8 protein-coding genes are annotated in these 10,083 nt (G+C 63.8%); 5 read left to right on the forward strand and 3 right to left on the reverse strand.

Annotation, left to right across the window (positions count from 1 at the left end):
- The 3 genes from RA20_RS23220 to RA20_RS23230 form a co-directional block, all read right to left on the reverse strand.
- Positions 1-750, reverse strand: a 750-nt coding sequence (locus tag RA20_RS23220; RefSeq protein WP_039134763.1) for a glycerate-2-kinase family protein, incomplete at its 3' end; no start/stop codon positions are given.
- Positions 751-829: 79 nt separating this feature from the next.
- A complete protein-coding gene (locus RA20_RS23225) occupies positions 830-1,807 on the reverse strand; it encodes an HpcH/HpaI aldolase/citrate lyase family protein (RefSeq protein ID WP_039134764.1) in 978 nt (325 codons plus the stop codon).
- Between the two features lie 199 nt (positions 1,808-2,006).
- Complete coding sequence (locus RA20_RS23230) at positions 2,007-2,621, reverse strand: response regulator transcription factor (protein ID WP_039134766.1); 615 nt, start codon at positions 2,619-2,621, stop codon at positions 2,007-2,009.
- A 310-nt stretch (positions 2,622-2,931) separates the two neighbouring features.
- Between RA20_RS23230 and RA20_RS23235 the strand changes: the two genes are divergently transcribed.
- The 5 genes from RA20_RS23235 (at position 2,932) to RA20_RS23255 (ending at position 10,036) form a co-directional block, all read left to right on the forward strand.
- On the forward strand, positions 2,932-4,182 hold the full coding sequence (locus tag RA20_RS23235) for an aminotransferase class V-fold PLP-dependent enzyme (protein WP_039134769.1): 1,251 nt from the start codon (positions 2,932-2,934) through the stop codon (positions 4,180-4,182).
- Positions 4,183-4,215: 33 nt separating this feature from the next.
- Positions 4,216-5,415, forward strand: coding sequence for a malate--CoA ligase subunit beta (locus RA20_RS23240; RefSeq protein ID WP_039134771.1), 1,200 nt, complete (start codon positions 4,216-4,218; stop codon positions 5,413-5,415).
- On the forward strand, positions 5,412-6,305 hold the full coding sequence (gene sucD / locus RA20_RS23245; protein ID WP_039134774.1) for a succinate--CoA ligase subunit alpha: 894 nt from the start codon (positions 5,412-5,414) through the stop codon (positions 6,303-6,305). Before RA20_RS23240 ends, sucD begins: the two co-directional genes overlap by 4 nt.
- Positions 6,306-6,404: 99 nt before the next feature.
- The gene (locus RA20_RS23250; RefSeq protein WP_039134777.1) at positions 6,405-7,376 is read left to right on the forward strand and encodes a 2-hydroxyacid dehydrogenase; all 972 of its coding nucleotides are present in this window, start codon (positions 6,405-6,407) and stop codon (positions 7,374-7,376) included.
- Positions 7,376-10,036, forward strand: a complete 2,661-nt coding sequence (locus RA20_RS23255; RefSeq protein WP_039134780.1) for a phosphoenolpyruvate carboxylase — start codon at positions 7,376-7,378, stop codon at positions 10,034-10,036. The genes RA20_RS23250 and RA20_RS23255 overlap by 1 nt, the downstream gene beginning before the upstream one ends.
- Positions 10,037-10,083: the final 47 nt, after the last annotated feature.

Below are 10,083 nucleotides of genomic sequence, written 5' to 3' on the forward strand. Positions count from 1 at the left end.
GTTGCTGGCGGCGGGCGGGGTGTCCTGCGCTGTCTCATCGGCACTGAGATGGGCTCTGACCGCCTCTGGGGCGCTGTCCCAGATACCTGTGCGCTGCATGATCTCCCGGGCCTCTGAGCGGGTCCCGATGGGCGCCACGGTGGGGCCGGAGGCAATGGCGCGCAGATCGTCGCCGATCACATCCGACAGGATGTAGGCTTGCACCCGGGCCGGCGCCGCATGGCGCAAGAGGCCGCCGCCCTTGGTGTCCGACAGCTGCTGGCGGATCAGGTTCATCTCGTTGATTTCGAGCCCGGAGGCGAGGAGCAGCTTGTTTACGGCCGCCTTGTCGGCAAGTGCCAGTCCGGGAGCGGGCGCCACCATCAGGGCAGAGCCGCCGCCGGAAATCAGTGCAATCAACCGGTCATTCGGGCCGAGGGAACGTGCCAGTTCTATCGCGGCCCGGCCTGCGGCGGCGCTGGTTTCATCGGGCACCGGGTGGGCGCCGCAGATCACCGTGGCGCCGGGGATTTCCGTGTGATTTTCGGGGTTTGTAATGGCCAAGGCCTGCGCCGCACCAGGGATCAGCTGAAGCGCTTCGCGCATCATCGGCACCGCGGCCTTGCCTATGGCAAGCAGTACGTTTTTGCCGCCTTCAGGCAGGGCGGGGAGCGGCGCGGATGCCAGTTGCGTGCGCAAGGCCTGGGCAGGATCAGCCCGGTCGACAGCGGCCTGGAACAGGGTCTTGGCGGTGGTCAGCAATTCGCTCATCTGGATCTCCCTGGCACATCGGCGTTCGGCCGCCCCAGCTGGAACCGGGACGGCGGAATGTTTTAACAGGATCAGCGGCTTAGTTGCCGGCGATCTGCTTGGCTTTTTCCACCAGCACTTCTGCCTGACGGATCGAGGCATAGTCAATCAGGCGGCCGTCCAGCGACACTGCGCCTTTGCCGGCGGCTTCGGCTTCGGCCATGGCTTCGAGGATGCGCTGCGCCTTGGTGATCTCGGCGTCCGACGGGGACATCACTTCGTTGGCCAGTTCGATCTGGCTGGGGTGGATGGCCCATTTGCCTTCGCAGCCCAGAACTGCGGCGCGTTTGGCGGCAGCTTTATAGCCTTCCTTGTCCTGGAAATCGCCAAACGGGCCATCGATCGGGCGCAGGCCGTTGGCGCGCGCGGCCACCACCATGCGGGCCAGCGCATAGTGCCACATGTCGCCCCAGTGCACATCGCGCGAGCCGTCGGCGGCCGGGTCGGTCAGCACCGAGTAATCCGGGTTTACACCGCCGATGATGGTGGTGCGGGCGCGGGTCGAAGCGGCGTAGTCGGCAACGCCGAAATGCAGCGATTCGTTGCGCTTGGAGGCTGCGGCAATTTCACTCACGTTCTGCATGCCGAGCGCGGTCTCGATGATGTGCTCGAAGCCGATCCGCTTCTTGTAGCCCTTGGCGTCTTCGATCTGGGTGACCAGCATGTCGACGGCGTAAACGTCGGCGGCGGTGCCTACTTTGGGGACCATGATCAGGTCCAGGCGTTCGCCTGCCTGTTCAACAACATCGACCACATCGCGGTACATGTAGTGGGTGTCCAGGCCGTTGATTCGCACCGACATGGATTTGTTGCCCCAGTCGATCTCGTTCAGGGCCTGGATGATGTTCTTGCGGGCCTGGTCTTTCTCGTCCGGCGCAACCGCGTCTTCGAGATCCAGGAAGATCACGTCGACGTCGGATTTCGCTGCTTTTTCAAACATCTGCGGCTGAGAGCCGGGGATGGCCAGCTCGCTGCGGTTCAGGCGGCCGGGGGCCTGTTCGATGGTATGAAACGACATGGTTTCGCTCCTCATTCGGTATGGGTTTTCGTCCTCTCCTCCTTAGGCATTCCCCATGGATAGGTTTCCTGTCAAGAAAAAAGTTTTCATTTAAATACATTCGCGCGAGGGTGCGCGCACGCGTCGCACGCCCGTGTGCGCCCTCGCGTGCACGCGCGTATGTGCGCTCGCGTGCGTGGCGCGGGGCGCCGCGGCAGGGTCACTCCTCGAGATGGAAATCGCCCTTGGCAGCGCGGTTGGCGTAGTAGAACGCAATCGCCTGAGCGCGGTTCTTGACCGAGAGTTTTTCGTAGAGGTTCGACAGGTGGAACTTCACCGTGTTGGTGGAAATCTCCAGCTCCTTGCTGAGCTCCTTGTTGGTGAGCCCCTTGGACAGCGCCTCGAGCATGGTGCGCTCGCGGCGCGACAACTGCTCGATCGGATCGGTCTGCAGGCCGCGGACGTCGAGGAAGGGGAAGACCATCTTGCCCTCGGCCACCGCGATGCAGGTGTCCAGCAGCCCCTCGACGGCGCTGGAGCGCGGCGCAAAGCCGGCTGCGCCCGCGCTCATCGCCTTGCGCGGCACATCGCTGCTCTCGTCGGCATAGACCACCAGCCGCGGTGCGTTGGCCTGGTCGCGCAGCACCTCGATCAGCTTGGCGCCGCCAAGCGCGGGCAGGTTCCAGTCGATGATCCCGACCTGTACCGGCACCCGCATCACCGTTCCGAGGAAGCCTTCGGCGGTGGCGGAGGTGGCCACCAGCGAGAATCGCGGATCCTTGTCGAAGATTTCGGACATCGCAGACAGCACCAGCGGATTTGCGTCAGCAAGCATGACCGAAATCGGGGAAACTTTGTCGCTTATAGGAGCCATTGTGTGTCCTTTTGTTAAAAACCACCCGAATGGGTAGGTGCGATTTTAGTATACAACGGTATTTTTACCAGTTTGGGTAGGTTTTTTCCCATCCATTCAGATACCCAAAAGCAGGATATAGGAATGTTGCGGGTTTTGTCGACCTAGGGTTTCCTTGGGTTAACAGATGTTGCACGACAGGAAACAAACCTTCCCGCAGTGAAGACCGCCGCGACGAAGGCCCGGGACCTCCGGCACATCGCCGACATGAAACCAGCGAGGTCTAACCCCGATGACTGAACCCACGATCTTCCCCAGCCTGGAAATCCCGGAAACCCTGGCCGCAGGCCCTGGCCCGGGCAATACCGATCCCCGCGTGCTGCAGGCCTTTGCCAACACCGGCCTGGCCGACCACATGCAGGCGGACGTGCTGCGCGGCATGATCGAGTGCAAGCAGATGCTGCGCGATCTGTGGGGCACCAGCAACACCTACACCTACGGCGTTGGCGGCACCGGCTTTTCCGGCCTGGACTGCATGCTGAACGCGATCCTGCCGGGCGACACCGTGGTGGCCTTCCAGAACGGCACCTTCTCGGGCATCGACGCGATGACCATCCGCATGAAAGCCGCCACCCGCGAGGAGCTGGCTGCCGACGCGATGAACCCGCAGCCCGCGTCCGTCACCGTGATCGACGTGCCGCACGGCGAGTCGGTTTCCGGCAAGCTGGTGGAGCAGGTGCTGGCCGAGAAAAAACCGAAATGGGCCTTCATGGCGCATTGGGAAACCGGCTCGGGCCGCATCAACGACCTGAAAGGCTTCTCGGATGCGTGCGTGAAGCACGGCGTGATGGGCCTCATTGACGCGGTGTCCTCGCTGGGCATCGAGGATTTCTCGATCGACGACTATCCGGGCGTCGCCGGCTGGGCCTCTTGCCCGCAGAAAGGCGTGCTCTGCCTGCCGCTGACCTATGCGCCGGTGTCCTTCACCGACAAGTACATCCAGACCGTGCGCGAGAACGGCTGCCATTCCTACGTCCACAACCCGATCCTGGAAGCCCGCCACTGGGGCATCGTGGACGGCGAGGACGTCGCCGCGGGCACCTACCACCGCACCCACTCGGGTTACGCGGTTGCCGCCTTCCATGAGGCGCTGCGCATCACCCTGCAGCACGGCCGCGCCCAGAAGGCCCGCGACTATGCCTTCCATGAGAAAGCGCTGCGCGACGCCGTCACCGCGATGGGCTGCGACGTGACCTCGAACATGACCAGCCTGGTGGTTCTGAACCTGCCCGGCGATCTGGCCGGCCGCGAGAAAGAGCTGGTGGGCAACTGCCGCGCCGTTGGTTTCGGCATCTGGCCGACCCTGTCGGAGCCGGTCCAGGTCCGTATCGGCATCCTGAACCAGATCACCCCGGCGGCCATCACCGACATCGTCAACCGCTTTGGCAAGGCGATGAACGACATGGGCGCAAATGTCGACATGGCAGCGATCAACGCCCTGCTCGACAAGCATTACGCACCGGAACTGGAACCGGCTGAGTAATAGAATTCCGACATCCATGAGGAGGAGAGGACCATGGATATCCACGAGTATCAGGCCAAGGAAGTTCTGAGCAACTTCGGCGTGACCGTTCCGCCGGGCGCGCTGGCCTACAGCCCCGAGCAGGCGGCCTACCGCGCGCGGGAACTGGGCGGCGACAAATGGATCGTCAAAGCCCAGGTTCACGCAGGCGGCCGCGGCAAGGCGGGCGGCGTCAAGCTGTGCAACTCGGAAGCCGAGATCTATGAGGCGACCGAGAACCTGTTCGGCAAGAAGCTGGTGACCCACCAGACCGGCCCCGAAGGCAAAGGCATCTACCGTGTCTATGTCGAAGGTGCGGTTCCGATCGCCCGCGAGATCTATCTCGGCTTTGTGCTGGACCGCTCCAGCCAGCGGGTGATGATCGTTGCCTCGTCCGAAGGCGGCATGGAGATCGAGGAGATCTCTGCAGAGCGCCCCGAATCCATCGTGCGCTCGACCGTTGAGCCGGCCGTCGGCCTGCAGGACTTCCAGGCACGCGAGATTGCGTTCCAGCTGGGCATCGAGCCGGCCATGACGCAGCAGATGGTGCGCACGCTTAAGGGCTGCTACCAGGCGTTCTCCGAACTGGACGCCACCATGGTTGAGATCAACCCGCTGGTGGTCACTTCGGACAACCGGGTCATCGCGCTGGACGCCAAGATGACCTTTGACGACAACGCCCTGTTCCGCCATCCGCAGATCGCCGAGCTGCGCGACAAGTCCCAGGAAGACCCGCGCGAAAGCCGCGCGGCCGACCGCGGACTGTCTTATGTCGGCCTCGAAGGCAACATCGGCTGCATCGTGAACGGCGCGGGCCTGGCGATGGCGACCATGGACACCATCAAGCTGGCCGGCGGCGAGCCTGCCAACTTCCTGGACATCGGCGGCGGCGCAACTCCGGAACGGGTGGCCAAGGCCTTCCGCCTGGTGATGTCCGACAGCAATGTGCAGGCGGTTCTGGTCAACATCTTTGCCGGCATCAACCGCTGCGACTGGGTTGCCGAAGGTGTCGTTCAGGCGCTGAAGGAAGTGGAGGTCGACGTGCCCGTGGTGGTCCGCCTTGCCGGCACCAATGTGGAGGAAGGCCAGAAGATCCTGGCGCAAAGCGGCCTGCCGCTGATCCGCGCCACCTCGCTGATGGAAGCTGCAGAGCGGGCCGTTGGCGCGTGGAAAAACGACCTTGATCAAAACACTCGTGTGAGGGCCGTCAAATGAGCATCCTTCTTGATCGCGAAAGCCGTGTCATCGTCCAAGGCATCACCGGCAAGATTGCCCGGTTCCACACCAAGGACATGATCGAATACGGAACCAACGTCGTGGGCGGCGTGGTGCCGGGCAAGGGCGGCGAAACCGTCGAGGGCGTGCCGGTCTTCAACACCGTAAAAGAAGCGGTGGAGGCCACTGGCGCCAATGCGTCGCTGGTGTTTGTGCCGCCGCCGTTTGCTGCCGACTCCATCATGGAAGCGGCGGATGCGGGCATCAAATACTGCGTCTGCATCACCGACGGCATCCCGGCCCAGGACATGATCCGCGTGAAGCGCTACATGTACCGCTATCCCAAGGACAAGCGGATGATCCTGACCGGCCCCAACTGCGCGGGCACCATCTCGCCGGGCAAGGCGCTGCTGGGCATCATGCCGGGCCATATCTACCTGCCGGGCACCGTGGGCATCATCGGCCGTTCGGGCACCCTGGGCTATGAGGCCGCAGCGCAGCTGAAAGAGCTAGGCCTGGGGGTTTCCACCTCGGTCGGCATCGGCGGCGACCCGATCAACGGCTCCTCCTTCAAGGACATTCTGGAATGGTTCGAGAAGGATCCGGAAACCGAGGTCATCGCGATGATCGGTGAAATCGGCGGCCCGCAGGAAGCGGAAGCGGCGGATTACATCAAGAACCACGTGACCAAGCCGGTTGTGGCCTATGTCGCGGGTCTGACCGCACCCAAGGGCCGCACCATGGGCCACGCGGGCGCGATCATCTCGGCCTTCGGCGAATCCGCCTCGGAAAAGGTGGAGATCCTGTCGGCGGCCGGCGTGACCGTTGCCGAGAACCCCGCCGTGATCGGCGAAACCATCGCAAGCGTGATGAAAAAGAACGCCGCCTGATCCAGCCCTGGATCCGGCGCACTGCTCCACCCTTGGCCCGGGGCAATGGCGGGGGTGGAGCACCCTAATAAAGAACAAGCACGTCAGGGAGATGAAATCATGGCAAAGCCGAAGGTACTGGTGACCCGCCGCTGGCCCGCCGCAGTAGAGGCTCAGCTTTCTGAAACCTTTGATGCCGTGCTGAACACGGGCGACAAACCGCTGAGCGAAGCGGAGCTGCGCGACGCGATGAAGTCCTATGATGCGGTGCTGCCGACGGTGACCGACACCGTCTCGGCCAAGGCCTTCGATGTTGCCAATCCGCAGGCCCGTATTCTTGCCAACTACGGTGTTGGCTACTCCCATATTGATATGCACGGCGCCGCCGGTCACGGCATGACCGTGACCAACACGCCGGATGTGCTCAGCGAATGCACCGCTGATATCGCCATGACGCTGCTCTTGATGGTGGCCCGCCGCGCAGGCGAGGGCGAGCGTGAGCTGCGTGCCGGTGAGTGGACCGGCTGGCGCCCGACCCACCTGGTTGGCACCAAGGTCTCCGGCAAGACGCTGGGCATCGTCGGCTTTGGCCGTATCGGCCAGGAAATGGCCCGCCGCGCCCACCATGGCTTTGGCATGAAGATTGTGGTGCAGAACCGCTCCCGCGTGTCCCCCGATATCCTGGCCCGTTACAATGCCACCCAGGTCGGCAATCTGGAAGAACTGATGCCGCAGTGCGACTTCGTCTCGCTGCACTGCCCGGGCGGCGCCGCAAACCGGCATCTGATCAACACCCGGATGCTGAACCTGATGAAGCCGGACGCATTCCTTATTAATACGGCCCGCGGCGAGGTGATCGACGAGCTGGCCCTGTCCCGCGCCCTGTGGTTCGAAACCATCGGCGGCGCGGCTCTGGATGTGTTTGATGGCGAGCCGCGCATCAACCCGGACCTGCTGGACTGCGACAACCTGGTGATGCTGCCGCACCTGGGCAGCGCCACCCGGGAAGCGCGCGAGGCGATGGGTTTCCGCGTGCTCGACAATCTCAATGACTTCTTTGCAGGGCGCGAGCCGCGTGACCGGGTGATGTAATGGGAAACCCGGCCGAAACCACTCAAGCGGGGTTCGAGGATACGGGTTACGCCGCCGAACTGCGCACCGAACTGCATGCCCTCTGGCTGGATGTCCTGCGCCAGCGCGCGCCGGAAGTGGCAAAGCGCGCCACCGGCGAGTCTCCTTGGGACCTGTCGGACGGCCAGCCCGCGACCGCCTATATGCAGGCCTTCAACATCTGGTTCCAGCTGCTGAAGATCGTCGAGGAAAACGCTGCCATGCGCGACCGCCGCATGGCCGAAACCCAGGATGGCCCGGAAGTGGTCGAGGGCAGTTTTGCCCGCGCTTTGGATCTGGCAAGCGACCTCGCCACGCCGGAGCGGCTGCGGGAAGTTGCCAGCCAGTTCTCGATCGGCCCGACCCTGACGGCGCATCCGACCGAGGCCAAGCGGGTCACCATTCTGGAAATCCACCGCCGCATCTACCGCGGGCTGGTGTCGCTGGAGGCCAAGCGCTGGACCCCGCGTGAGCGTGCCGATCTGCTGGAGGATCTGCGCTCGGAGATCGACCTCTTGTGGATGACCGGCGAGCTGCGCCGCGACCGTCCCAGCCTGCAGGACGAGATCCAATGGGGGCTGCAGTTTTTCCGCGACAGCCTCTATGAAGCCGTGCCGCAGCTGTTTGACCGCTACATTTCCGCCGCCGAGCCGCGTCTTGGGGCGACTGCCGATGCGCCTTGCCTCAAGTTCCACTCCTGGATCGGCGGCGACCGCGACGGCAACCCGAATGTGACCGTTGAAGCCACCGCAGATGCGCTGGCGGCCAACCGCGCGGCCATTCTGAAACGCTATCAGAAGGCGCTGACCACCGCAGCCGAACGGATTTCGATCTCGGCCGCCGTGTTTGCCCTGCCTGACAGCGCATCCGCCCGTCTTGCAGGCATCATCGAAGCCGCCCCTGGCATGGCCGGCCTTGCCGCACGCAATCCGGGAGAGGTGTTCCGCCAGGCGCTGACTGCGATCCTGTCCCGCATTCAGGCCACTGCCGCAGAAGAGCCCGGGACCTACCCGCATCTTGGCGATTTCATCATCGATCTTACCCAGGTCGAGGAGGCGTTGGAGGAAATCGGCGCCAGCCGGCTGGCGGCCCGCTATGTGCGCCCGATCCGCTGGCAGGCCGACGTCTTTGGCTTCCGCACGGTGACGCTGGACATCCGGCAAAACTCGACAGTGACCACCGAAACCCTGACCGAGATCTGGTCGCGCTCCGGCGAGGTGCCGGAATTTGGAAGTTCCGAATGGTCCGCCCGCCTGCGCAGCGAGCTTGGCAGCGCCTCGCTGGCCTATGTGATGCCGGACGAGCTGAGCCCGCAAAGCGGCGAGCTGCTGAAACTTTTGCGTCTGATGCGCGATGCAGGCGCCGGGGAAGATCCGCAGGCGATGGGGCCGTTCATCCTGTCGATGACCCGCTCCACCGATGACCTGCTGGGGGTCTATCTGCTGGCGCGCTACGCAGGCTTTGGTGCCGAAAAGGCTGCTTTGAAAGTTGTGCCGCTGTTTGAAACCATTGGCGATCTGCGTGCCGCGCCCGGCATTCTGAACGGCCTTTTGGACGTGCCTTTTGCCCGCCGCTCGCTGAAATCCGGCGACAACCGGATCGAGGTGATGCTGGGCTATTCCGACAGCAACAAGGACGGCGGTTTCCTCTGCTCCACCTGGGAGCTGGAGAAGGCGCAGCGCCTGATCACCCGCACCCTGGCCGCGCACCGGATGAAGCCGGTGTTCTTCCACGGCCGCGGCGGCTCTGTTTCACGCGGCGGCGCCCCGGCTGAGCGCGCCATTGCCGCCCAACCCGCAGGCACCATCGCAGGCCAGATGCGGATCACCGAACAGGGCGAAGTGGTCAGCTCCAAGTTCGCCAACCGCGGCACCGCGCTGCACCAGCTGGAACTGATGGCCTCCTCCGTGCTGCGCCACTCGCTGCAGGACAACACCCCGCCGGTGAACCCCGAGCATGACGATGCGTTTGAGGCGCTTGCCGGCATGTCCCAGGCCGCCTATTCCAACCTGCTGAACGCGCCCGGTTTCCTGGACTACTTCCAGCAGGCCAGCCCGGTGGAGGAACTCGCACGGCTCAAGATCGGATCGCGCCCGGCCCGCCGTTTCGGCGCCGGCTCGCTGGACGATCTGCGCGCAATCCCCTGGGTTTTTGCCTGGTCGCAGAACCGCCACATGATCACCGGCTGGTATGGGTTCGGTTCGGCGGTTGCCAGCTTCCGCAAGTTCCGCGGCGCACGCGGCGACGCGGTGCTGCAGGACATGTTCTCCAACTCGCCGCTGTTCCGCCTGGTGGTGGATGAAGTCGAAAAGACGCTGCTGCAAAGCGATATGGAGATCGCCGCCGACTATGCGACGCTGGTGCAGGACGATGAAATCCGCGAGCGGATCTTTGGCACCATCCGCAAGGAATACCAGCTGGCCCGCGAAGCCATCCTGTTCCTGACCGGGGACAGCAGCCTCGCCGACCGTTTCCCGCGCCTGCGCGCCCGTTTTGGACGGGTCGAAACCATGCTGCGCGAAATTCACAAAACCCAAGTACGCCTCCTGCGGGAAGAGCGCGCTGAAAAGCCTTCAACAGTGCCGGTGCCGCTGCTGCAGTCGATGAACTGCGTTGCTGCGGGCCTCGGCTGGACCGGATAGACAGGAGCCCCGAATGTCCAAAGACCTCTTTTTCACCCAAGCGCTGT

The organism is Leisingera sp. ANG-Vp, assembly GCF_000813725.1.
GTDB lineage: Bacteria > Pseudomonadota > Alphaproteobacteria > Rhodobacterales > Rhodobacteraceae > Leisingera.

Bases quoted from the DNA above. Each gene is read 5' to 3' on its own strand.
- RA20_RS23235 (WP_039134769.1), top strand. From the start codon at position 2,932: ATGACTGAACCCACGATCTTCCCCAGCCTGGAAATCCCGGAAACCCTG.
- RA20_RS23230 (WP_039134766.1), bottom strand. From the start codon at position 2,621: ATGCTTGCTGACGCAAATCCGCTGGTGCTGTCTGCGATGTCCGAAATC.
- RA20_RS23255 (WP_039134780.1), top strand. From the start codon at position 7,376: ATGGGAAACCCGGCCGAAACCACTCAAGCGGGGTTCGAGGATACGGGT.
- RA20_RS23225 (WP_039134764.1), bottom strand. From the start codon at position 1,807: ATGTCGTTTCATACCATCGAACAGGCCCCCGGCCGCCTGAACCGCAGC.
- sucD (WP_039134774.1), top strand. From the start codon at position 5,412: ATGAGCATCCTTCTTGATCGCGAAAGCCGTGTCATCGTCCAAGGCATC.
- RA20_RS23240 (WP_039134771.1), top strand. From the start codon at position 4,216: ATGGATATCCACGAGTATCAGGCCAAGGAAGTTCTGAGCAACTTCGGC.
- RA20_RS23250 (WP_039134777.1), top strand. From the start codon at position 6,405: ATGGCAAAGCCGAAGGTACTGGTGACCCGCCGCTGGCCCGCCGCAGTA.